The organism is Pseudomonas sp. EYE_354 (assembly GCF_023148575.1).
Lineage (GTDB): Bacteria > Pseudomonadota > Gammaproteobacteria > Pseudomonadales > Pseudomonadaceae > Aquipseudomonas.
The window spans coordinates 78012-99505 of the sequence record NZ_JAHXNQ010000008.1; the positions used below are offsets into that span (position 1 = coordinate 78012).

General features: G+C 60.3%; 18 protein-coding genes and 2 tRNA genes. 12 read left to right on the plus strand and 8 right to left on the minus strand.

Annotation, left to right across the window (positions count from 1 at the left end):
* Positions 1-42 precede the first annotated feature (42 nt).
* Positions 43-1752 carry a single-stranded-DNA-specific exonuclease RecJ gene (gene recJ, locus KZX66_RS12935; protein ID WP_248079884.1) on the plus strand — a complete coding sequence of 570 codons (1710 nt, stop codon included), beginning with the start codon at positions 43-45 and terminating at the stop codon, positions 1750-1752.
* A 77-nt stretch (positions 1753-1829) separates the two neighbouring features.
* Here the strand turns inward: recJ and KZX66_RS12940 are convergent, their stop codons facing one another.
* The 4 genes from KZX66_RS12940 to KZX66_RS12955 form a co-directional block, all read right to left on the minus strand.
* Positions 1830-3116 carry an AcvB/VirJ family lysyl-phosphatidylglycerol hydrolase gene (locus tag KZX66_RS12940; protein ID WP_248079886.1) on the minus strand — a complete coding sequence of 429 codons (1287 nt, stop codon included), beginning with the start codon at positions 3114-3116 and terminating at the stop codon, positions 1830-1832.
* Positions 3116-5758, minus strand: coding sequence for a bifunctional lysylphosphatidylglycerol flippase/synthetase MprF (gene mprF, locus KZX66_RS12945; RefSeq protein ID WP_248079888.1), 2643 nt, complete (start codon positions 5756-5758; stop codon positions 3116-3118). Before mprF ends, KZX66_RS12940 begins: the two co-directional genes overlap by 1 nt.
* A gap of 267 nt (positions 5759-6025) precedes the next feature.
* Positions 6026-6102 (minus strand) — tRNA-Met (locus KZX66_RS12950).
* A 270-nt stretch (positions 6103-6372) separates the two neighbouring features.
* Positions 6373-6449, minus strand: a tRNA-Met gene (locus tag KZX66_RS12955).
* A gap of 278 nt (positions 6450-6727) precedes the next feature.
* On the opposite strand from KZX66_RS12955, the gene dinB reads away from it, so the two are divergent.
* Positions 6728-7786: a DNA polymerase IV gene (dinB, locus tag KZX66_RS12960; RefSeq protein WP_248079890.1), complete on the plus strand. Its 1059-nt coding sequence runs from the start codon at positions 6728-6730 to the stop codon at positions 7784-7786.
* 65 nt (positions 7787-7851) lie between these two features.
* On the opposite strand, the gene KZX66_RS12965 is transcribed toward dinB, so the two are convergent.
* The 4 genes from KZX66_RS12965 to KZX66_RS12980 all read right to left on the minus strand — a co-directional run bounded on the left by KZX66_RS12965 (position 7852) and on the right by KZX66_RS12980 (position 12661).
* Positions 7852-8805 (minus strand): hypothetical protein, encoded by a 954-nt coding sequence (locus KZX66_RS12965; protein ID WP_248079892.1) that lies wholly within the window; start codon positions 8803-8805, stop codon positions 7852-7854.
* Between the two features lie 20 nt (positions 8806-8825).
* Positions 8826-10541: a proline--tRNA ligase gene (locus tag KZX66_RS12970; RefSeq protein WP_248079894.1), complete on the minus strand. Its 1716-nt coding sequence runs from the start codon at positions 10539-10541 to the stop codon at positions 8826-8828.
* A 157-nt stretch (positions 10542-10698) separates the two neighbouring features.
* Positions 10699-12234, minus strand: a complete 1536-nt coding sequence (locus KZX66_RS12975) for an AmpG family muropeptide MFS transporter (RefSeq protein WP_248079896.1) — start codon at positions 12232-12234, stop codon at positions 10699-10701.
* A gap of 43 nt (positions 12235-12277) precedes the next feature.
* Positions 12278-12661 carry an MGMT family protein gene (locus tag KZX66_RS12980; protein WP_248079898.1) on the minus strand — a complete coding sequence of 128 codons (384 nt, stop codon included), beginning with the start codon at positions 12659-12661 and terminating at the stop codon, positions 12278-12280.
* Positions 12662-12794: 133 nt separating this feature from the next.
* On the opposite strand from KZX66_RS12980, the gene KZX66_RS12985 reads away from it, so the two are divergent.
* The 10 genes from KZX66_RS12985 (at position 12795) to KZX66_RS13030 (ending at position 21446) form a co-directional block, all read left to right on the plus strand.
* Positions 12795-13802 carry a DUF481 domain-containing protein gene (locus KZX66_RS12985; protein ID WP_248079899.1) on the plus strand — a complete coding sequence of 336 codons (1008 nt, stop codon included), beginning with the start codon at positions 12795-12797 and terminating at the stop codon, positions 13800-13802.
* A 94-nt stretch (positions 13803-13896) separates the two neighbouring features.
* Positions 13897-14628, plus strand: a complete 732-nt coding sequence (locus KZX66_RS12990) for a HugZ family protein (protein ID WP_248079901.1) — start codon at positions 13897-13899, stop codon at positions 14626-14628.
* A 66-nt stretch (positions 14629-14694) separates the two neighbouring features.
* On the plus strand, positions 14695-15171 hold the full coding sequence (locus tag KZX66_RS12995; RefSeq protein ID WP_248079903.1) for an FxsA family protein: 477 nt from the start codon (positions 14695-14697) through the stop codon (positions 15169-15171).
* A gap of 247 nt (positions 15172-15418) precedes the next feature.
* Positions 15419-15715 (plus strand): co-chaperone GroES, encoded by a 297-nt coding sequence (locus tag KZX66_RS13000; RefSeq protein ID WP_003175874.1) that lies wholly within the window; start codon positions 15419-15421, stop codon positions 15713-15715.
* 50 nt (positions 15716-15765) lie between these two features.
* Positions 15766-17412, plus strand: a complete 1647-nt coding sequence (gene groL, locus KZX66_RS13005) for a chaperonin GroEL (RefSeq protein WP_034109202.1) — start codon at positions 15766-15768, stop codon at positions 17410-17412.
* 264 nt (positions 17413-17676) lie between these two features.
* Positions 17677-18360, plus strand: a complete 684-nt coding sequence (gene colR, locus KZX66_RS13010; RefSeq protein ID WP_248079904.1) for a response regulator transcription factor — start codon at positions 17677-17679, stop codon at positions 18358-18360.
* Positions 18350-19630, plus strand: a complete 1281-nt coding sequence (locus tag KZX66_RS13015; RefSeq protein ID WP_248079906.1) for a HAMP domain-containing sensor histidine kinase — start codon at positions 18350-18352, stop codon at positions 19628-19630. The genes colR and KZX66_RS13015 overlap by 11 nt, the downstream gene beginning before the upstream one ends.
* A gap of 187 nt (positions 19631-19817) precedes the next feature.
* Positions 19818-20498, plus strand: a complete 681-nt coding sequence (locus tag KZX66_RS13020; protein WP_248079907.1) for a class I SAM-dependent methyltransferase — start codon at positions 19818-19820, stop codon at positions 20496-20498.
* Between the two features lie 4 nt (positions 20499-20502).
* The gene (locus KZX66_RS13025) at positions 20503-21222 is read left to right on the plus strand and encodes a lipopolysaccharide kinase InaA family protein (protein WP_248079909.1); all 720 of its coding nucleotides are present in this window, start codon (positions 20503-20505) and stop codon (positions 21220-21222) included.
* Positions 21219-21446, plus strand: a complete 228-nt coding sequence (locus KZX66_RS13030; RefSeq protein WP_248079910.1) for a hypothetical protein — start codon at positions 21219-21221, stop codon at positions 21444-21446. The genes KZX66_RS13025 and KZX66_RS13030 overlap by 4 nt, the downstream gene beginning before the upstream one ends.
* Positions 21447-21494 lie beyond the last annotated feature (48 nt).

Here is a 21494-nt window from a genome sequence, read left to right on the forward strand (position 1 = left end):
CCTGTTTTATTCCTGAATCAGAAGAGAAGCTCCCGTCACCCCATGCGTATCGACCCTCGCCCGTTGCCTGCCGTCTTGCCGTTTCTTGGTGAATTGCCCCCGTTGTTGACCCGTCTTTACGCCGCGCGCGGCGTTCAATCGGAGGTCGAGCTGGATAAGAGCCTGGCGCGGCTGATTCCCTATCAGCAACTCAAAGGCATCGATGCGGCGGTGGACCTGCTGGTGACAGCGCTCGAACAGCGCCAGCGCATCCTGATCGTCGGCGACTTCGACGCCGATGGCGCCACCGCCAGCACCGTGGGCACGCTGGGCTTGCGCTTGCTCGGGGCGGCGCATGTCGATTATCTGGTGCCCAACCGCTTCGAATATGGCTACGGCCTGACCCCGGAAATTGTCGCGGTGGCCCTGCAGCGTGAGCCGCAACTGCTGATCACCGTGGATAACGGCATCTCCAGTGTGGAAGGTGTGGCAGCGGCGAAAGCAGCGGGCCTGCAGGTACTGGTCACCGACCACCATTTGCCCGGCGAGGAGCTGCCGGCGGCTGACGCCATCGTCAACCCGAACCAGCCCGGCTGTGAATTTCCAAGCAAGGCCCTGGCTGGCGTGGGCGTGATCTTTTATGTGCTGATGGCCCTGCGTGCGCGTCTGCGCGAGCTGGGGTGGTACGCCAACACACCGCAGCCGAATATCGGCGACCTGCTCGACCTGGTGGCCCTGGGCAGCGTCGCCGACGTGGTGCCGCTGGACGCCAACAACCGCATCCTGGTGCATCAGGGCCTGGAGCGGATTCGCGCGGGACGTGCGCGGCCGGGGATCAAGGCGATCCTTGAAGTGGCCAAGCGCGACGCCGCGCGCATCACCTCAACGGACCTGGGCTTTATCCTCGGGCCGCGCCTCAACGCAGCCGGGCGCCTGGACGATATGAGCCTGGGCATCGAATGCCTGCTCACCACGGATGTCGCCGCCGCCCGGGAAATGGCCGCGCAACTGGACGGCATGAACCAGGACCGCAAATCCATCGAGCAAGGCATGCAACGCGAGGCCCTGGCCCAGCTCAAGGACTTGCCGGTGGAATCGATGCCTTACGGCTTGTGCCTGTTCGACCCGCAATGGCACCAGGGCGTGATCGGCATCCTGGCGTCGCGCATGAAGGAACGCTATTTCCGCCCGACCATCGCCTTCGCCGACGCCGGTGACGGCCTGCTCAAGGGCTCAGGACGCTCTGTGCCGGGTTTTCACATCCGTGATGCGCTGGCAGTCGTCGCCAGCCAGCACCCGCACCTGATCGCCAAGTACGGCGGCCACGCGATGGCGGCGGGGCTGACGCTGCCTGAGGCCAATTTCCCACTGTTTGCCGAAGCCTTTGATGCCGAAGTGCGTCGGCAGCTGCGCGAAGAAGACCTCACCGGTCGTCTGCTGTCCGACGGCTCCCTGGCGGTGGAAGAGTTTCACCTGGAGCTGGCCCGCGCCCTGCGACATGCCGGGCCGTGGGGCCAACACTTTCCCGAGCCGTTGTTTCACGGCGTATTCCAGCTGGTCGAGCAGCGGGTGGTGGGGGAGCGGCACCTCAAAGTGGTGCTCAAGAGCGAATGCGGGTCGGTGAAACTCGATGGCATTGCGTTTGGTGTGGACCGGGAAGTGTGGCCAAATCCGACGGTGCGTTGGGTCGAAGTGGCCTACAAGCTGGACGTGAACGAGTTTCGTGGCAATGAAACCGTGCAGTTGATGATTGCGCACATCGAGCCGCGCTGAATCTACGCAACAGTGCAAAAACAAATACGGGAGGGGGCTTACCCCCTCCCGTATTTCAAGCCATGTAATACCAGGGATTACTCAGCTTTATCCTTGGCTTGGTGCTTGACGATGATATCCACCAACCGCTTGGCCAGCGCCGGATAGTTTTCATCGAAGTGATGCCCACCCGGCAATTTGATTGCCTCACCCACCGCGGTCTTGTCGGTGCAGCCACTCTCATCGGCTTCTTCCGCGCCGTAGATGCACACCACTTTTTCCGGCGGCAACTTGGCCATCTCCGGGCCGGTGGCGGCTTCTTTGCCGGCATTGCCAAGCCAGCCTTCCACTTCGATCTCAAAGCTGCCGGTGCGGGCGAAGGCCAGCAGGATGATCGCGTCGACGCGCTGCTGTTCGTTCGCCGGCATACGGTTGTAGATCGCTGGCAGCACGTCGGCGCCGAATGAATAACCGGTCAGCACGAAGCGCTGAGTGCCCCACTTCTGGCGGTAGTGCTGCATCAGCTCGGCGAGGTCCTTGGCGCTTTGTTCGGGGGGTTTGTGCTGCCAGTAGTAGCGCAGGGTGTCGATGCCGACCACCGGGTAGCCGATCTTGGCCATTTCACCGGCCACGTCGCGGTCCAGGTCACGCCAGCCGCCGTCACCGGAGAGGAACAGGGTCACGGTGTCTTTGGCCTGGCCCGCCGGTACTTCAACCACCGGAATCGCCAGCCCGCCGTTGTCCGAACCCACCAGTTGCTTGCGCAGCTCGTTGTTCAGCACTTGCGGGTAGTGAATGTCGTAGTCGCTGATGCTGGTAGTGGCGCGCGGTGTGTCGCGTACGAAACTGGCGCTTTCATCGTCAGGGTTGTCGTTCCAGGCCACCAGCCAGTTGCCGTGGGCGGCCGTCTTCGGCAGGGGGTCCTTGCAGCCTTCCTGCACCAGGGTGAAACCGACGGAGATGGCGTTGGCCTTGTCGTCGTTCTGAGCTGCCAGCCAGCGCCAGGCGAGGGCGGCGCCAGGACCGATGCCGCTGACCAGCGTCGCTGGGCCCTTGAGCTGGCCCAGGGCGCTTTGCAGCGCTTGTTCCTGCAGCGTGCAGTCGTCTTTTGGCAGGATCACCTGGACGATCTGCGCCTTGCCACCCTGGCTCAGTGCGATGAGTTGGCTGTCGGTCAGGGTTTCATCGGCCATCACCGCCACGGCGACGCGCGCTTTGGGGGTGCCGGCCGGGGTGACGCGGGTCATCACCGAGCCATCGGCCTGGGGCAGTTGCTCCAGGATCGGCTGCGGGGCAGGGCGGTTCCAGAACCAGAAGCCACCGCCCAGAACCAGCGCGAGCAGCACTAAAAAGGCCAATACATACCGCCACGAGCGTCGAGTCATCAGCGTTTCACCAATCCAGTCAAGCCACCCGCGATCAGGGCGGCGGTGTCGGCCAGTGCCACCAGCGGATCAAGACCCGCGGGCACAGCCATGTATCGGGGTTCCCAGTCAGGCTGGAACTTGTCTTTGAAGCGGCGCAGACCTTGGAAGTTATACAGTTGCTCACCGCGGCGGAACACCATCGAACCCAAACGTTGGGTCAGCGGTGCGCCACGTCGCGGCTGCAGGCCCGACAGCGGCACCATGCCGAGGCTGAAGCGTGCATAACCGTGACCCTTATAGTGCTGAATCAGGCCGACCATCATGAACTCCATGGTCAGCTTGGGTGCATCGGGGTGGGCGCGCATCAGGTCGAGACTGGCCAGGTCGTGGTTGTAGGTCTCAAGCAGATTGGCGAAGGCGACCGGCCGCCCTTCGAAGCGAATGATCGCGATACGAAAGTGCTTGAGGTAGTCATCGCTGAAGCGGCCCAGGGAAAAGCCCTTTTCGCGCACATTCTTACCGGTAAGCCAGGCATCCGAGATAACTTTTAATTCATCCATCGGCGCTGTGCCCGGCTCGCAGATCTCCAGCGACAGGCCGTCGCGGGTGCCACGGTTCCAGGTGTAGCGCAAATCCTTCATCTCTTTGCCCTTGGCTTCCAGGTCAAAGCGTTTCAGGTCGACGCGGGCTTCTTCGCCCAGCTTGATCGCGGTGAGGCCGATATCCATGTAATACGGCAGGTTCTCCGCGCGCACCTGGTAGAACACCGGGCGGGCGTGGTGGATGTCGCACAGGTCACGGAATTGCCAGATCATCTCGGCGCGCGGTTGGGTCGGGCCGATCGGGTCATACAAGGCCACCAGGCTGCGCCCGCGACGGGCATACATCAGGAACGCTTCGTCGTTAGGGTGAAACAGCAGCGCCTTGTCACCGGTCAGAGCCAGGCCGCCGTCGGGTTGGGACGAGGCCATCAGGATCTTGCTCGCGCGTTCCAGCTCATCCGGGGTCGGCAGGTGGATCACCGGGCGCGCGGTGCGCAGCAGCCAGGTCAGCGAAACGATCACCAGCAGTACGGCGGCACCCAGCAATGAGCGCAGGCCACGGGGGGCGTTGGCGTCGAGGGTGAACTGCCACCACAGTTGATGGCTGTACGGCACGTCCTGATAGGCAAACAGCAGCAGCCAGATCGAGGCGCCCAGCACGCAGACGCTGGCCACCAGATACAGCGGCGAAAACGGCAGTTCGGTCAAGCGGCTGGCGCGGTAGAACGAGCGCCGGAAGATTGCCAGCAACACCGCCGTCATGGTCATCAGGCTGGCTTCTTCCCAGTCAAAACCTTTGAGCAGCGAGAGCAGGGCGCCTACCAGCAACAGCACCATGGTCAGCATCCAGGCGGCCGACAAACGCCGACGCAGGCCCTGGGCCAACAACAGACAAAGCACGCCGATAAGGCTGGCGCCAAAGTGCGAGGCGTCAATCAGGCGGTGTGGAATCAGGAAGCCGATGTTTTCCAGGCGTGAGTCGATTTCTGGCGTGGCGCCGGAAAACAGCAGAACCACGCCGGACAAAAAAACCAGTACGGCCAGCACCGGTGCCGCCAGACCCGAGGCAACGCGCAGGCTCTGCTGGGTCTGGAACAGCCGTTGGGCTTCGTTGACCAGCAGGAACACACAGGCGATCAGCAGCGGTAATACCACGTAGATCATGCGGTACAGCAGCAGGGCGGCTGCCAGTGGCGCGGCACCGAGCTTGTCGGCGAAGGCGGCCAGCAGAATTGCTTCGAACACCCCCACACCACCCGGCACATGGCTGAGTACGCCGGCGGCCAGAGCCAGCAGGTACACCAGCAGGAATGGGCCGAAGGGCGGAGCTTCCGGCAGCAGCATATAAAGGACGGTGGCGGCTGCGGCGACGTCCAGTGCGGTGATGATCAGTTGCAGAAACGTCAGGCGACGGCCCGGCAGGCGCAGGGTGCGACGGCCGACCCTGACCAGCAGGTTGTCCGGATACGGTTGTTCCGGCAGGCGGCGGCGATAAATACCGACGCACAGCATTGCCGATAACAGCAGCACAGCACCGGCAACGCCGCCGAGCAGACTTTGCGGCAAATGCAGGTAGGTCGATGCGGCCGGCAAATTGCTCAGTGTGGCCAATGCAGCCAGTGGCGGCAGGGCACAACCCAGGGCAAGGCTGGCGAACACGGTCATGTGGGCCACTTCTGACGCGCCGATGCCATGTCGTGCATATAAACGGTAACGCACCGAACCGCCCGAGAGCATCGACAGGCCTATGGCATTGCCGATGGCAAACGCGGTGAAGCCGCCCAGGGCCAAGGTTTTGGCGGGCAGTGTCACTCCGGCGTAACGTGCGCCGGAAAACTCATAGCCCAATAGAATGATGAACCCGGCGACCGCTGCCGCGAATGCACCCAGCAAGGCCGGCTTGGGCACTTCCAGGATCGAGTCATGGAGCGCGTAGAGATCCAGCTCCAGCAACAGGTGTCGGCAGGCGATCAGAGCGATTGCGAACAGCAGTAATGTGACGGCCAGTCCGATGGGTTGCCGGTACTTGCTCAACAGATCCAGCCAACGCAAACGGGTGGGGGGGATCGGTTGTTCTGCTGTGACGGTGTCTTTTGGTTCAGACGAGTTGGCGCGCATCAATCACCTCGTGGATTGTGCGCGACAGGATGGGGGTATCCAGCCAAGTTACCAATCCCTATGGACAAAATAATTACAAATATTAACGCGGATCGCCGGGGGCGGCGACTGCGGCCATTGGTCGTAGAGACATAAGCATAGCGTGTGAAGAGATGGACTCTACAGAACCGTGTACGGTTTCATGAAAGATGCCATGCCATTGTTTCAGAAGAACTTTTTCGCCGGATACAAAAAAGGCCACTCTTTCGAGTAGCCTTTTTTGATGTTTGGTTGCGGGAGCCGGATTTGAACCGACGACCTTCGGGTTATGAGCCCGACGAGCTACCAGACTGCTCCATCCCGCGTCTGTGGGCGGCATTCTACAGCCCAGCGGCGAGGTGTCAACCGTTAATCAACCGCCGAGTCAAAAAAGTGTGAAATAGCGGACAAGTAACCTAAGTTCGCGATTGAAAACGCTTTTTGTAGTGCGGGCTTGACTCGCGCCGGGCTGCGGACAGTGCGTAGTGAAGTGCACGGTATCTGGTGTGTGGCTGCTTTGCATTGCGGCGAGGGTCAAAACCCTCGCGCCACAAAAACAAAAAAGGCCACTCTTTCGAGTAGCCTTTTTTGATGTTTGGTTGCGGGAGCCGGATTTGAACCGACGACCTTCGGGTTATGAGCCCGACGAGCTACCAGACTGCTCCATCCCGCGTCTGTGTGTCGGCATTCTACAGCGGAACGCGGGTGTGTCAACTCCTAATTCAAGAAAACGGCTTGTGGTTCAATCGCTTAGCTCTCCATTGGGGCTTGTTTTGAGCGCGCGGGCCAGTCGGGCCGCGGCTTGCAGCTCTATTGGAAGGCCAAACTCGATTGAAAAAACAAATCCATCGGGAAGTTTTCCTACCGCTTGGGCGGAAGATTCAAACTACTGGTGCTATATACAGGGGTGAATGCGATACTGCCCGCCCGTTGGATTACACCTTCTTTTATATGACGCAGCGCAAAATCATCCACGTCGACTGTGATTGCTTCTACGCCGCCATCGAGATGCGTGACGACCCGAGCCTCGCGCAAAAACCGCTGGCGGTGGGCGGCTCGGCAGATCGGCGGGGCGTGATCGCTACGTGCAACTACGAGGCGCGGGCCTATGGGGTGCGCTCGGCGATGTCATCGCGTCATGCCTTGAAGCTCTGCCCGGACCTGACCATCGTCAAGCCGCGTATGGATGCCTATAAAGAAGCGTCGAAGGAAATCCAGACGATCTTTCGCGACTACACCGACTTGATCGAGCCGTTGTCGCTGGATGAGGCCTACCTCGACGTCTCCGAATGCTCGCATTTTGGCGGCAGTGCGACGCGGATCGCTCAGGATATTCGCCGCAGGGTCTCCAACCAATTGCACATCACCGTCTCCGCCGGCGTGGCGCCGAACAAATTCCTGGCCAAGATCGCCAGTGATTGGAAAAAACCCAACGGTCTGTTCGTGATTACCCCGGATCAGGTCGAAGACTTTGTCTCCCAACTGCGCGTGAGCAAATTGCACGGCGTGGGCAAGGTCACCGCCGATAAGCTGGCGCGCCTGGGGATCGAGGACTGCCTGCAACTGCGCGAGTGGAACAAGCTGGCGTTGGTGCGTGAATTCGGCAGTTTTGGCGAGCGGCTCTGGAGCCTGGCCCGTGGGATCGATGACCGGGTGGTGCAAAACGACAGTCGTCGGCAGTCGATCAGCGTGGAAAATACCTACGATGCGGACCTGCCGGATCTTTCAAGTTGCCTGGCGAAGCTGCCGGAACTGATGGAGACCCTGGCCGGGCGCATGGCCCGCATCGATAGCAGCTACCGCGCGGGCAAGCCGTTCGTGAAGGTGAAGTTTCATGACTTTACCCAGACCACGCTGGAGCAGGCCGGGGCAGGGCGGGACCTGGAGAGTTATCAACAGCTGCTGACGCAGGCGTTTAACCGGGGCGGAAAACCGGTGCGGTTGTTAGGGATTGGTGTGCGGTTGCTGGACCTGAGCAGCGGTAACGAGCAACTCGAGTTTTCCTGGTAGTCATCGGATAAAAATGTGAGTGCCGGCAAGCCAGCCCCCACATTTGATCTCCACAGATCTTGGGCTCAGCGTGCCCCTGGATCCGCCACCAACCGCCCCGCATCCTTGGTCAGTGCTTGCAGAAATTCCTGCTGCAACTCCGGATCATTGCGGGTCAGTTCGATCAGGCTTTGTTCCAGTTCACTGGCTTCTTCTTCCAGACCCAGTTCCGACAAGCGTTTGACTCGATGCACCCACTGGCTGACTTCGTCGTCTTCCAGATCGTCGTAGATCAGGCCGTGAGCTTCGAGCAGCTTGCCGCGCAAGGTGCTGCTGATCGCCAGGGTCGAGTCCGAGTGCACATCGTCCTGGCCATCTTCCACACTGATCTTCAACGTGGTCACGCGGTTCAGGTCTTGTTCGGCAAACGGGCTGTCCAACAGGTTCAGGCGCAGGACGCCGTTGCGGTCGGTGGTCAGCTCATGGGTCTGTCTGCCGGCAATGACCTGTACCGGGCGCTCGCTCCAGGGCAGGCTCGAATACTCCACGCGTTTGTCGCGCTGGACTTCATCGATACCCGCCAGGTTCTGTTGCGCACGGCCATGGGATTGCACGTTCATGAACGGGTTGAGCCCGTCCACGCCGTAGGTCAGCCAGTCGTGGGTCATGCTGGTCGGCAAGTGACCGAGCGCGAAGATATTCGCCACGTTGGCACCGGCGCCTGCCACCAGCGCCACTGCTCCCAGGGGCATCTCGTAGAGTTTCCGCCAGGGCTGGTAGGGCGTGTAGCGGTCATAACGACGGGTAACTTCGAACTCAGTGACCTCAAAGGTCTTTTGCTCGTGAATGCGCACCCGGCGTTGCGGCAGCTCCAGCACTTTGGGTTCGCCTACGTCGATCTGCAGGCTGTGGTCGAGCAACTTACGCTCGACCCGCTCCTCGTGCTCACTGCGTTGCGACATCTGGTTGGCGCAGCCGCTGACCAGCAGGGCGCCGCACAAGGCGGCGCCCCCCAGGGCTCTGGTGTTTCGCTTGAACATGACTTCTCTTGATCTGGTTTTCAGCGACGAATACGCGCCTGAAGGAAAGACAGCACGTCAGCCACCGGCAACGGTTGGGCTTCGGCTTCGGTCCGGCTTTTGTATTCCAGATTGCCATCGGCCAGGCCGCGGTCACTGACCACGATGCGGTGGGGGATGCCAATCAGTTCCATGTCGGCGAACTTGATGCCCGGGCTGGTTTTCTTGTCGCGGTCATCAAGCAGCACTTCAAAACCGGCGGCCGTGAGTTCGGCATACAGTTTGTCGGTGGCTTCGCGTACTTGCTCGGTTTCGTAGCGCAGCGGTACCAGGGCTACCTGGAACGGCGCCAGGGCGTCACTCCAGATGATGCCTTTCTCGTCGTTGTTCTGCTCGATGGCAGCGGCAACCACGCGGGAGACACCAATACCGTAGCAGCCCATGTCCAGGGTGATCGGCTTGCCGTTCTCGCCCAGCACTTCGCACTTCATCGCCTTGCTGTACTTGTTACCCAGCTGGAAGATATGCCCGACTTCAATGCCGCGCTTGATTTCCAGGGTGCCCTTGCCATCCGGGCTTGGGTCACCGGCGACCACGTTACGCAGGTCGGCCACGGTCGGCACCGGCAGGTCGCGCTCCCAGTTCACGCCGAAGTAGTGCTTGTCGTCGATGTTCGCACCAATGGCAAAGTCGCTCATCAGCTCGACCGAGCGGTCGATGATGATCGGCAACGGCAGGTTCAGCGGGCCCAGGGAACCGGCGCCGGCGCCAATCGCGTCGCGCAGGTCGGCATCGGTGGCCATGACCAGCGGGCTGGCCACGCCAGGTTGCTGGGCGGCTTTGATTTCGTTGAGTTCGTGGTCGCCACGCACCACCAGGGCGATCAGCTTGCCTTCTTCCTCGGCGCGCACGATCAGGGTCTTGATGGTCTTTTCAATCGGCAGATTGAATTTTTCCACCAGGGCCGCGATGGTCTTGGTCTCAGGGGTGTCTACCAGGCGCAGCTCTTCGGCCGGGGCAGAGCGCGAGGTTTCACGCGGTATGGCTTCGGCTTTCTCGATGTTCGCGGCGTAGTCGGAACCGTTGCTGAACACGATATCGTCTTCGCCAGACTCGGCCAGCACGTGGAACTCGTGGGAGCCGGCGCCGCCGATGGAGCCGTTGTCCGCTTCAACCGGTCGGAACTTCAGGCCCAGGCGCGTGAACACGTTGCAGTAGGCCTGGTGCATGCGGTCGTAGGTGACCTGCAGCGATGCCTGGTCGGCGTGGAACGAGTAGGCGTCCTTCATGATGAACTCACGGCCACGCATCAAGCCGAAGCGTGGGCGGATTTCATCACGGAATTTGGTCTGGATCTGATACAGGTTCAGCGGCAGCTGTTTGTAGCTGCTCAGCTCGTTGCGCATCAGGTCGGTGATCACTTCTTCATGGGTCGGGCCCGCGCAGAAGTCGCGGCCATGACGGTCCTTGAAGCGCAGCAACTCAGGGCCGTACTCTTCCCAGCGCCCGGATTCCTGCCACAACTCAGCCGGTTGAGTGCTCGGCATCAACACTTCGAGAGAGCCTGCGGCGTTCATTTCTTCACGAACGATGGCTTCGACCTTGCGCATCACCTTCAAGCCCATGGGCAGCCAGGTGTACAGGCCCGAGGCCAGTTTGCGGATCATACCGGCGCGCAGCATCAGCTGATGGCTGATCACGACTGCGTCGGAAGGCGTTTCTTTCTGTGTGGCGAGCAAATATTGACTGGTACGCATGGTAGGCCGTTGTCGGTTGCTTGGACTTGAAATGACTTGGGATTGTACGGGCGCAAACTGCCGCCGTACAGGCATCAGAATCCAGGGCTGTCTGTAGGCGCAGAGCTTGCCGCGGCGAGGGGCGCCTGCTGGCTACAAAAGCCCTGTCTTTACAGGGCTATTGCTCTTCAGTCGGAGGACTCAAGCGAAGTCGCCGATTCTCCTGATACCAATGCAGCGCAATCAGCAGCAGCGTCGGCACGCCCAACATGCAGGTGATCAGGAAGAAGTTGTGATAGCCGAACTTCTCCACCATGACCCCTGAATACCCGCCGATCAGACGTGGCAACAGCAGCATGATCGAGCTGAGCAGGGCGTATTGGGTCGCGGAGAACTTAAGGTTGGTCAGGCTCGACAGGTAGGCCACAAACGCCGACGTGGCCAGGCCCGAGCTGAAGTTATCCAAAGAGATGGTGAAGATCAGCATCTGCAGGTCCGGGCCCATGTCGGCAAGCATCACGAACAGCAGGTTGGTGCCGGCCGACGTGATACCGCCGATAAACAGGATCGGCAGGATGCCGAAGCGCACGATCAGCAGGCCACCCATGCCGGCGCCGAGCAGGGTCATGATCAGGCCGAAGATCTTGCTGACCCCGGCAATCTGGTCCTTGGTAAAGCCCTGGTCGATATAGAACACGTTGGCCATCACGCCCATCACCGTGTCGGACATGCGATAGGTGGCGATCAGCCCCAGCAGCAGCAGCGCTTGCCAGCGGTAGCGCAGGATAAAGTCGTTGACCGGCGTCAGCACTGGTGCAAGGCCGCGGCGCCCCATGGCCGAGAGGCACAGTGCGGTGAGCGTGATATAGAGGATGGCGCGCAGGAAGGCGCGGTCTTCCATCAGCAGGTCCCACAGGCTGACGCCCTGGAACAGCACGCTGGCGAAGTCGGTGTTGAATAGCTGGGTAAACATGGCCGGCACGGACACCAGCAGCACGATGAGCACAAATACCGACGCCAGTTGATGCACGAAACTGTAGCGCCCGGCCTGCAACTGGGTGCGCAAGGGCACATTCGGTTCGCGCATGAACAGGGTGGTCAGCAGCGCAGGGATCATCAGCACGCCAAACAGCACATAGGTGCCGGTCCACGCCGCGTGCTTATAGTTGAAGCCGGTGGAGCCGAAGCCTTCGGCAAAAAACAGTGCGCCGGCCGTGGCCAGCAGGGCAGCAATGCGGTAGCCCGACATATAGCTGGCGGCCAGTGCGGCCTGGCGGCTGTCGTCGGCGATTTCCAGGCGATAAGCATCGACAGCGATGTCTTGGGTGGCGGACGCGAAGGCCACGATCACCGCGATAGCAATCAACCAGGACAAGTGTTTTTGCGGGTCGCAGAAGCCCATGCCGATCAATCCGAGGATCACCAGCGACTGGGACAGGACCAGCCACGAACGACGCCGTCCGAGTTTGCCGAGCAGCGGCAGGCGCCATTGGTCGAGCAGTGGCGACCATACCCATTTGAAGGCATACGCCAGGCCGATCAGGCTCGCATAGCCGATGGTCTCGCGAGCCACACCGGCCTCGCGCAACCACACCGAAAGCGTCGAGAACACCAACATGTAAGGCAAGCCGGCGGCAAAGCCGAGCAACAACAGCACTAACGTCGAGGGGCTGGCATAGGCAGCGAGCGCGGCGCGCCAGGTTTTACGGGGCATGGGCTGGAGTCTGCCTCAGGTTTGCGGAAACAAAGCGCGCACTCTAACCGCTGTGCTCTACCGGGCGCCAGCCATGGCGCCGAATATCAACGCGATTATTCAGGATGCTGACACCCTCACTGCGCAAGCGTGCGCGCTGTTCGTCGCCCGATGCGCTGCCCACCGGCAGGCTTATCCGACCGCCGGCACCCAGCACGCGGTGCCAAGGCAATGTGGAACCCTCGGGCAGTTGGCTCAACGTGCGCCCGACCCAGCGCGCCGCACGTCCCAGGCCGGCCAGTTGGGCCAGTTCGCCGTAACTCACCACGCAGCCTTCGGGCACTTGCGCCAAAGTCAGGTACAGCGCGGTGCGGCGCATCTCGGCGGGGCTTTGCGGGGTTTCGTCAGCGTGCGTCACTGTGAGGCTATCCGTTGAAATCGTCGGCATTCTTGTAAGAATCATCTGCAAACATGGCGGTGAGCATTGAACTCAACCCGGATACTCGAGTCAGTCCTTGCTAAGACGTTATCTAACACGATAATGCCCTCTTTTTCGCCAACCTCGAGCCTTGAATCTGCTTATGTTGTCCAGAACCCTGCTGTGCCTTGCTGTTTTCAGCGCCTCCACGCCTTTGCTCGCAGATACCGTCTGGTTGAAAAACGGTGACCGCCTGACCGGCAAGATCAAGGTCTTCGACGGCGGCAAGCTGCTGATCCAGACCGATTATGCAGGCGCCATTCCCGTGGACTGGAAGCAGGTCAAGACCCTGGAGAGTGACCAGGAGTTGCTGGTCAAGCAGGATGCCTACGTCGGCGAGAAGGCCAAGTCCCTCAAGGCGGCAGATGACGGCAAAGTGGTGCTGGCCAATGGCGAGGCGCCCAAAACCGTTGATTTGGCAAGCATCCAGCAGATCCTCAAGCCCAAGCCGGTGATCGAAGACCTGGTGTGGAAGGGCAACGTCGACATGGCGCTGGACTACAAGCGCGCCGAGAAAGACACCAACGACTACGACGTCGACTTCAAGACTACCGCGCGCCATGGTCAATGGCGCCACACCGGCCAGGGCGAATACAACCGCGAATTCCAGGACGAAGTGACCACCACCGACAACTGGGCCCTGGAATACGACCTGGACCGTTTCCTCACCGAGCACTGGTTCTGGCAGGGCCGTTTGACCTACAAGCGCGACAAAGTTGAAGACCTGGCCCGCCAGCGCACCGTGGGTACCGGCCCGGGCTACCAGTTCTGGGACGATGAACTGGGCGCGTTCTCCCTTGGCTCGCTGATCAACCGCACCGACTATGAATATGCCGAGGGCGGCAAAGACAACTTCTATTCGGTGGCCATGAAGTGGAACTACAACCGTTACCTGGTCGGCAAGACGGTCGAGTTCTTCACCAACGGTGAACTGGGTCGGCCAATCGACGGGCCGGTCGACTACTCCCTCGATGCGGAAATGGGCTTGCGTTACAAAGTCACCGAGTGGGCCTCTCTCAACCTCAAGGCCGAGCGCGACGTCATCAGTGGCGACTCCGACAGCAGCTTGAGCAAGACCCGTTACACCGCAGGCTTCGGTGTGGCCTGGTAACAGAGCCCCTGGCAACCGGCGCTTATATTGATTACCTTGTGTTGAGATCCATTCCCATACGCAGTGGGCGGCTGAATACCCGAGGAGTCATACGTTGAGCGCACAGGTTGCCAAGAACGCCCGAGAGCTGTTGCTCAAGGAATACCGTGGAGCTCTCTCCACACTGTCCAAGGCCATGCCCGGCTTTCCCTTCGGTTCGGTGGTGCCGTATTGCCTGGATGAGCAGGGCCGCCCGCTGATCCTGATCAGCCGCATTGCCCAGCACACCCACAACCTGCAGAAAGACCCCAAGTGCTCCCTGTTGGTGGGCGAACGCGAGGCCGATGATGTGCAGGCCGTAGGGCGCCTGACCTACCTGGGCGAAGCCGAGAAGCTGCAAGAGGCCGACGCCATCGAGGCGGCCGCCGAGCGTTATTACCGCTACTTTCCCGAGTCCGCCAACTACCACAAGGCCCACGATTTCGATTTCTGGGTACTCAAGCCGGTACGCCACCGGTATATCGGCGGTTTCGGCGCGATTCACTGGGTTGACCAATTGACCCTGGCCAACCCGTTCTTCGGCAACGCTGAGCGCAGCATGGTCGAACACATGAACAGCGATCACGCCAAGGCCATCGCCCATTACGTCGCGCTGGCGGGCTTGTCTGCCAGCGAGCCCGCGCAATTGGTCGGCATCGACAGCGAAGGCATGCACCTGCGCATTGGCCAATCGCTGCACTGGTTGCCCTTCGCCGAGCCTTGCAACACACCGACACAAGTGCGCGAAGCCTTGGTTTCATTGGCCCACGCCGACGCTTGGCCGAAAAAAGCGGTGGCTGACGCTTGAATTCACACAATGGCGACGTCATCTAGGGTGGACTGGCAAGGCATTCTTGCGTTGAGGAACCATTTGATGCGCCCTTTTTTATTGCTCTTTCTGCTGTTCCCGGTGTTGGAGCTGTTCGTATTCGTTCAAGTCAGCAGTGCGATTGGTTTTTTCCCCGCCCTGTTGCTGATCATTCTCGGCTCGATGCTCGGCGTTCTGGTGCTGCGCGTCGCCGGTCTGGCCACGGCGCTGCGTGCCCGTGAAAGCCTGAACCGTGGCGAACTTCCGGCGCAAACCATGCTCGAAGGCCTGATGATGGCCCTGGCCGGTGGTCTGCTGATTCTGCCGGGCTTCATCAGCGACGTAGTCGGGCTGGTGATGCTGCTGCCGTTTACCCGCAAAGTGCTGGCCAACAAGATGCGCCAGCGCGCCGAAGAGGCCGCGATGCGCCAGCGTGCGTTCGCCGACGACCTGCAACCCCGTGGCGGCCCGGCTCCGCGCCAGCCGTTGGGGCGAGAAGGCGATGTGATCGAAGGCGAGTTCGAGCACCGCGACAACAAATAACCGCTTCACTGGCACGGCACCTTCGGGTGCCGTGTCTCATTTACCGACCGACAGATGCAAAAAAAATCCACCACGCCCCCTTGTAATCAGCTTGTGCGCCCTTATGTAACGGTCACCGCAAGGTTTCTGGTGGTGACACCAGACAGACTTCCGCGTCTTGCTTGGCGAGGCGCGACCGGCAACGCCGGAATACAACCCGCCGGTACTTATACCGGCCGATGAAAAACACAATTAGGAGAGATCGACAATGAGCAAGCTTCGTCCTCTGCACGACCGCGTCGTAATCCGTCGCAGCGAAGAAGAAAAGAAAACCGCTGGCGGTATCGTCCTGCCAGGTTCGGCTGCTGAAAAAGCCAACCACGGTGTGATCGTCGCTGCAGGTCCAGGCAAGACTCTGGAAAACGGTGATGTACGTGCGCTGGCCGTTAAAGTCGGTGACAAGGTTGTCTTTGGCCCGTACTCCGGCAGCAACACTGTGAAAGTCGACGGCGAAGACCTGCTGGTAATGGCTGAGAACGAAATTCTCGCCGTTCTGGAAGACTGATTTTCCCGCTCATTTTCCCGTTACTACAAAGTATTTAAGGAATATCGATCATGGCTGCTAAAGAAGTTAAATTCGGCGATTCCGCCCGTAAGAAAATGCTCACCGGTGTCAACATCCTGGCTGACGCAGTAAAAGCGACCCTGGGCCCTAAAGGCCGTAACGTGATCATCGAGAAGAGCTTCGGCGCTCCGACCATCACCAAGGACGGCGTTTCCGTCGCTAAAGAAATCGAACTGGAAGACCGTTTCGAAAACATGGGCGCGCAGCTGGTCAAAGACGTTGCCTCCCGTGCCAACGATGACGCAGGCGACGGCACCACCACCGCCACCGTTCTGGCTCAGTCGATCGTCAACGAAGGCCTGAAAGCCGTCGCTGCCGGCATGAACCCGATGGACCTCAAGCGCGGTATCGACAAGGCGACCATCGCCGTCGTAGCTGAGCTGAAAAACCTGTCCAAGCCATGCGCCGACACCAAGGCCATCGCTCAGGTAGGCACCATCTCCGCCAACTCCGACAGCTCCATCGGCGACATCATTGCCGAAGCCATGGAAAAAGTCGGTAAAGAAGGCGTGATCACCGTTGAAGAAGGCACTGGCCTGGAAAACGAACTGTCGGTTGTAGAAGGCATGCAGTTCGACCGTGGCTACCTGTCCCCGTACTTCGTCAACAAGCCGGAAACCATGGTTGCCGAGCTGGAAAGCCCGCTGATCCTGCTGGTCGACAAAAAGATCTCCAACATCCGCGAAATGCTGCCAGTACTGGAAGCCGTGGCTAAAGCCGGCCGTCCGCTGCTGATCGTTTCCGAAGACGTTGAAGGCGAAGCCCTGGCGACCCTGGTTGTGAACAACATGCGTGGCATCGTTAAAGTCGCGGCCGTCAAGGCTCCAGGCTTCGGCGACCGTCGCAAAGCCATGCTGCAGGACATCGCCGTATTGACCGGCGGTACCGTTATCTCCGAAGAGATCGGCCTGAGCCTGGAAAGCGCCACCCTGGAAAACCTGGGTAGTGCCAAGCGCGTGACCATCTCCAAAGAAAACACCATCATCGTTGACGGTGCTGGCGTTGACGGCGACATCCAATCGCGCATCAACCAGATCCGCGCCCAGGTTGCCGAGACTTCTTCGGACTACGACCGTGAAAAACTGCAAGAGCGTCTGGCCAAGCTGTCCGGCGGCGTTGCAGTGATCAAGGTTGGCGCTGGTTCCGAAGTTGAAATGAAAGAGAAGAAAGCCCGCGTTGAAGACGCCCTGCACGCAACCCGCGCAGCCGTCGAAGAAGGCGTGGTACCTGGCGGTGGCGTTGCGCTGATCCGTGCTCTGGAAGCCTTGGTTGACCTCAAGGGCGACAACGCTGACCAGAACGTCGGTATCGCTGTGCTGCGTCGCGCCGTTGAGTCTCCACTGCGTCAGATCGCTTCCAACAGCGGCGACGAGCCAAGCGTTGTGGTCAACGAAGTGAAGAACGGTAAAGGTAACTACGGTTACAACGCCGCCACCAGCGAATACGGCGACATGGTTGAAATGGGTATCCTGGACCCAACCAAGGTCACCCGTTCGGCGCTGCAAGCAGCCGCTTCGATTGCTGGTCTGTTGCTGACCACCGAAGTTGCGATTGCTGACAAGCCAAAAGCTGAAGGCTCGGCTGGCGGCGGTATGCCAGACATGGGCGGCATGGGTGGCATGGGCGGCATGATGTAAGCCAGCCTTACCCCTGTACTGAAAAAGCCCCGCCTGCAGTGATGCAGGCGGGGTTTTTTTACGCCCTGCTTTTTTTCGGCGTGACGGTGCATCAGCCTGACAGCCCTTTTGTGGGCAGCGAGTGAAGCATCAGTGAAAAAGCCGTGAAGCGCGTCAATCGGTTGAAAATACCAATGAAGTCGAGCTCACGCCCTAGTCGTGAGCCACACTTGCCCTTAAGCTGCGCGAGCCATCACGGCCGTTACCGCGTACGGAGACACCGCCATGCGAATTTTATTGGTTGAAGACAACCGCGATATTTTGGCCAATCTGGCGGATTATTTGGGGCTCAAGGGCTACACCGTCGACTGTGCGCAGGACGGCTTGTCCGGCCTGCACCTGGCGGCCACCGAGCATTACGACCTGATCGTGCTCGACATCATGCTGCCGGGTATCGATGGCTACACCCTGTGCAAGCGTCTGCGTGAAGACGCTCGCCGCGACACGCCGGTGATCATGCTCACCGCTCGCGACCAGTTGGACGACCGGCTGCAGGGCTTCAAGTCCGGCGCCGACGATTACCTGCTCAAACCCTTTGCTCTCTCGGAGCTGGCAGCGCGCATCGAAGCGGTGCTGCGCCGTGCTCAGGGTGGCGGGCGCCGTGCCCTGCAAGTCGCCGACCTGCATTACGACCTCGATACCCTGGAAGTGACCCGCGAAGGGCGCCTGCTTAAGCTCAACCCGGTCGGCCTCAAGCTGCTCGCCGTACTGATGCAAAAAAGTCCCCATGTGCTGCGCCGGGAAATCCTCGAGGAAGCGCTGTGGGGCGATGATTGCCCGGACAGCGACAGCCTGCGCAGCCACGTTCATCAATTGCGCCAAGTGATCGACAAGCCCTTTGCCAAGCCGTTGCTGCACACGGTGCACGGTGTGGGCTACCGCCTGGCCGAGGGACGTGATGGAGTTTAAGCAAAGCCTTGCCCAGCGGATCATCATTGCCTTTGCGTTGATGAGCGCGTTGGTGGCGGGGGCGTTCGCCATGGGCATCGTTGCGACGGTGCACCTGGTGGAAGAGAAGCTGATCTCAGCGGGCCTGGGCGGCGACCTGCAACGGCTGCTGTTGATGGACAGCGTCGAGGACTGGCGCCACCGGCCCGAACCGGACCAACTGTTCTATTTCAGCGGCGGGCGGGGAGATTTTGAGCTGCCCAAAGACCTTCGGCACCTGGAACCGGGTTTTCACGAGGTGTTTCGCGAGTCGCTCTCTTACCACGCCATGGTCGAAGTGATCGACGGCCGGCGTTATGTGCTGCTGCAGGATCAAAGCGATTTCGAAGAACGTGAGCGCGTGCTGTTTGCCGTGGTGCTGGTGGGCTTCGTGCTCAGCTTGGCGCTGGCGGTGTTCCTCGGCTGGGTACTGGCACGCAAAGTGATGGCGCCGGTGGTGCGTCTGGCCCGCCAGGTGCGCCATCGCGACCAGTTGCTGGGCCTGGCGCCGCCGCTGGCGCCGGACTACGCGGCCGATGAAGTAGGTGAGCTGGCCGTGGCCTTCGATGCCACGCTGGGGCGACTGCGCCAGGCCTTGTCCCGCGAGCAGATGTTCACCAGTGATGTGAGCCACGAACTGCGCACGCCCTTGATGGTGCTGGCCAGTTCCTGCGAACTGTTGCTGGAAAACCCGGCCATCGATCAGCGCGGGCGCAATCAAGTGCAACGCATTGCCCGCGCCTGTGAAGAGATGCGCGAGCTGGTGCAGACCTTCCTGATGCTGGCTCGCGCCGAACACAACGACGGGGCGATGTCGCCCCAGGTGACCCTTACCCAGGTGGCCGAGGACCTGCTTGGCATCTGGCGTGAGCAGATCGAACACAAGGGCCTGGAACTGATCTACCACCCCGGCAACCCCCTGGACACACGCTACAACACCACCTTCCTGCACGCGGTGATGGGCAACCTGCTGCGCAACGCCCTGCATTACACCGAGCAAGGGTTTATTCGCCTGACCCTCGAGCCAAGTGGGTTTGTGGTGGAAGACAGTGGCGTCGGCATTCCCGAAGAAAAACGCGAAGCGATGTTCGAGCCATTCGTACGCGGTAGCGAGAAGCGCGGTGATGGCCTGGGCCTGGGGTTGTCGTTGGTGCAGCGCATTTGCGAGAACCAGGGATGGCGCGTCAGCCTCAGTACCATGGACCCCAACGGTTGCCGCTTTCACGTGGAATTAGGTCAGGCCAAGGCCTGACCGCTGACACTGCCGCTATCCTGCCAGACATCCCCGTCATTCGGCGAAGATGGCCCCATGCTATTGCTTGTGTCTGTAAAGTCTTGAAATGTATGGGGTTGGACAGGACGAGTTTTTCACACACGGTTGACCTGTTGATCACAGTTCGGTGCTTAAGGTTGTAGGCATCAGTAACTGGAGATCAGTGATGTCTAACCCCATCAAGCTCGAATTTTCCGAAAAATACGACGACGAACACGCGCAGGAATATTTGCTCAAACATCAGGACAATCTCGCGCGCCGCCTGTCCCATAAACGCGACGAGCAATTGGCCCGTGGTGCGCTGGCGATGGCCGGTGAGCCAGGCCTGGTGCTGGACCTGCCGTGCGGCGCCGGACGCTTCTGGCCTTTACTGGCGGAAAAACCCAACCGCGTGATTATTGGCGCCGACAATTCGGCATCTATGCTCAAGGTCGCAACCGTCGCCCAACCGGCGGAAGTGGTGAAACGGGTACGGCCCTTGCAGACATCTGCTTTCGACATCGATCTGCCTGATAACTCGGTCGACAGCATCTTCTGTATGCGCCTGTTGCACCACATTGGGGATCCGGCGCACCGGTTGGCGATATTGCGGGAATTTCAGCGGGTTACCCGCGACAGCGTGATCGTTTCGCTGTGGGTCGACGGCAATTTCAAAGCCTGGAAACGCAAGCGGCTCGAAGCGCAGCGTCGCAAGAAAGATGAGCAGGACGGTTACCAAAACCGGTTTGTGTTACCGGCTGCTACTGTCGAGGCAGAATTTGAGCAGGCCGGGTTCCGTGTTCAGGAATCCCTGGACTTCATACCGCTCTACGCCATGTGGCGGGTGTATGTATTGCGCAAGAGGTAACAGGATGGCAGTTGAGTGCGTAGCAGGCAGTCACGTAACTCCCGAAGAAAGGTTCGATTACTTCTGGCGCCAGCAGGGCGAGTGGGTCGAAGAGCCCAATCGTCGGCGCGGCGGTGAAAGTGGTGTGCAGCGGGTGACGAGCGCCAATGGCCGCTTGCTCTACAGCAAACGCCAGACCGGTCATATTTACCGCAGTTGGCTGCATCCCTTCGGTCGCCCTACCGTGCTGCGTGAGCGCGACGCTCTCAAGGGCCTGCGTTTGCTCGACGTGCGCGTGCCGGAACTGGTGTTCTGTGAGGCACGCCGTGATGCCGAGCACCAATGGAAGGCATTGTTGGTCACTTCGGCCCTCGACGGCTTCGACGAAATTGAAAACTGGTACGCCGCAGGCGGCCGTGAACGCTACGGCGAGTTGCTGCACGAACGCCTGCTCAAGGAATTGGCCGGCACCCTTGCCCGTATGCACAAAGGGCGCTGGCAGCATGGTTGCCTGTATATCAAGCATATTTTCGTACGGGTGACGGGAGAGGGCGACTCGGCCAACGTCGAGGTAGCCTTGCTGGATTTTGAAAAGTGCCGCCAACGCTTGACCGCCTATCGCGCGGCTTCCCACGATATGCAACAGCTGCGTCGCCATTCGTCGTGGAGCGATAGCGACTGGGCAAAACTGAGCTACTTTTACGAGACGGCGTTTGGCAGCGCTATCAAGGGTTTAACCAAATGAAGCTAGAAATAGCACGAGGTGTGTTCCTGGTGGGGGCATTAGGCGTTGCAGCCTTGGCCCTGGCCGCGTGGGAACAGCCTCGCACACAGGTACTCAGCGCTACGCAGGAGGGTGCGCAATGCTTGTTGCCGCGCGTCGCCAAGGCGAGTGTGGCAGCCAAGCCGGACCACGAGCTGCTGCTGTTCATGTTTGGACTGTCTCAAGGGATGAGGCCGCAAAGTTGAAACGATTCAACCCCCCAAGAAAGGGCCTTGCGATGCGAGGCCCTTTTT

Coding starts and splice junctions, on each gene's coding strand:
- recJ (WP_248079884.1), top strand. CDS start 43: ATGCGTATCGACCCTCGCCCGTTGCCTGCCGTCTTGCCGTTTCTTGGT.
- KZX66_RS12940 (WP_248079886.1), bottom strand. CDS start 3,116: ATGACTCGACGCTCGTGGCGGTATGTATTGGCCTTTTTAGTGCTGCTC.
- mprF (WP_248079888.1), bottom strand. CDS start 5,758: ATGCGCGCCAACTCGTCTGAACCAAAAGACACCGTCACAGCAGAACAA.
- dinB (WP_248079890.1), top strand. CDS start 6,728: ATGACGCAGCGCAAAATCATCCACGTCGACTGTGATTGCTTCTACGCC.
- KZX66_RS12965 (WP_248079892.1), bottom strand. CDS start 8,805: ATGTTCAAGCGAAACACCAGAGCCCTGGGGGGCGCCGCCTTGTGCGGC.
- KZX66_RS12970 (WP_248079894.1), bottom strand. CDS start 10,541: ATGCGTACCAGTCAATATTTGCTCGCCACACAGAAAGAAACGCCTTCC.
- KZX66_RS12975 (WP_248079896.1), bottom strand. CDS start 12,234: ATGCCCCGTAAAACCTGGCGCGCCGCGCTCGCTGCCTATGCCAGCCCC.
- KZX66_RS12980 (WP_248079898.1), bottom strand. CDS start 12,661: ATGCCGACGATTTCAACGGATAGCCTCACAGTGACGCACGCTGACGAA.
- KZX66_RS12985 (WP_248079899.1), top strand. CDS start 12,795: ATGTTGTCCAGAACCCTGCTGTGCCTTGCTGTTTTCAGCGCCTCCACG.
- KZX66_RS12995 (WP_248079903.1), top strand. CDS start 14,695: ATGCGCCCTTTTTTATTGCTCTTTCTGCTGTTCCCGGTGTTGGAGCTG.
- KZX66_RS13000 (WP_003175874.1), top strand. CDS start 15,419: ATGAGCAAGCTTCGTCCTCTGCACGACCGCGTCGTAATCCGTCGCAGC.
- groL (WP_034109202.1), top strand. CDS start 15,766: ATGGCTGCTAAAGAAGTTAAATTCGGCGATTCCGCCCGTAAGAAAATG.
- colR (WP_248079904.1), top strand. CDS start 17,677: ATGCGAATTTTATTGGTTGAAGACAACCGCGATATTTTGGCCAATCTG.
- KZX66_RS13015 (WP_248079906.1), top strand. CDS start 18,350: ATGGAGTTTAAGCAAAGCCTTGCCCAGCGGATCATCATTGCCTTTGCG.
- KZX66_RS13020 (WP_248079907.1), top strand. CDS start 19,818: ATGTCTAACCCCATCAAGCTCGAATTTTCCGAAAAATACGACGACGAA.
- KZX66_RS13025 (WP_248079909.1), top strand. CDS start 20,503: ATGGCAGTTGAGTGCGTAGCAGGCAGTCACGTAACTCCCGAAGAAAGG.
- KZX66_RS13030 (WP_248079910.1), top strand. CDS start 21,219: ATGAAGCTAGAAATAGCACGAGGTGTGTTCCTGGTGGGGGCATTAGGC.